This is a genomic window from Photorhabdus noenieputensis (genome assembly GCF_018448935.1).
GTDB lineage: Bacteria > Pseudomonadota > Gammaproteobacteria > Enterobacterales > Enterobacteriaceae > Photorhabdus > Photorhabdus noenieputensis.
Genome location: NZ_RCWC01000204.1, coordinates 1 through 324, shown reverse-complemented (window position 1 = coordinate 324; position 324 = coordinate 1). Strand labels below are relative to the sequence as shown.

Here is a 324-nt window from a genome sequence, read left to right as displayed (position 1 = left end):
CGGAACAAAAACAACACCATGTGACCCAATGGCGCCACAGTGACCTGACCCGAAAACAGTATTGCGAACAGCATCAACTGAGTTTTTCCTCTTTCCGCGACTGGATTGCCGACAGTCACAAAATGCACCAACCTCTCAGTCAGACACTGCCCGCCCTCTTGCCGGTTTCACTCCAGCCTGACGACGCGCACACCGTCACCCTGCATACCCCAGACGGCTATGCCATCGCCTGTCCATTGACGCTGTTGCCTGACGTGATGCGGGTACTGGCCCGATGCTGAAACCGCAACAGCTCTTTCTGGTGCGAGAGCCCGTCGACATGCG

General features: G+C 56.8%; 1 protein-coding gene. It reads left to right on the top strand.

From position 1 onward, the window contains the following. Positions 1 to 281: IS66 family insertion sequence element accessory protein TnpA (tnpA, locus tag EAE91_RS23875; RefSeq protein WP_214090587.1), on the top strand; the 281-nt coding region annotated here is incomplete at its 5' end. Between the last annotated feature and the right edge of the window lie 43 nt (positions 282 to 324).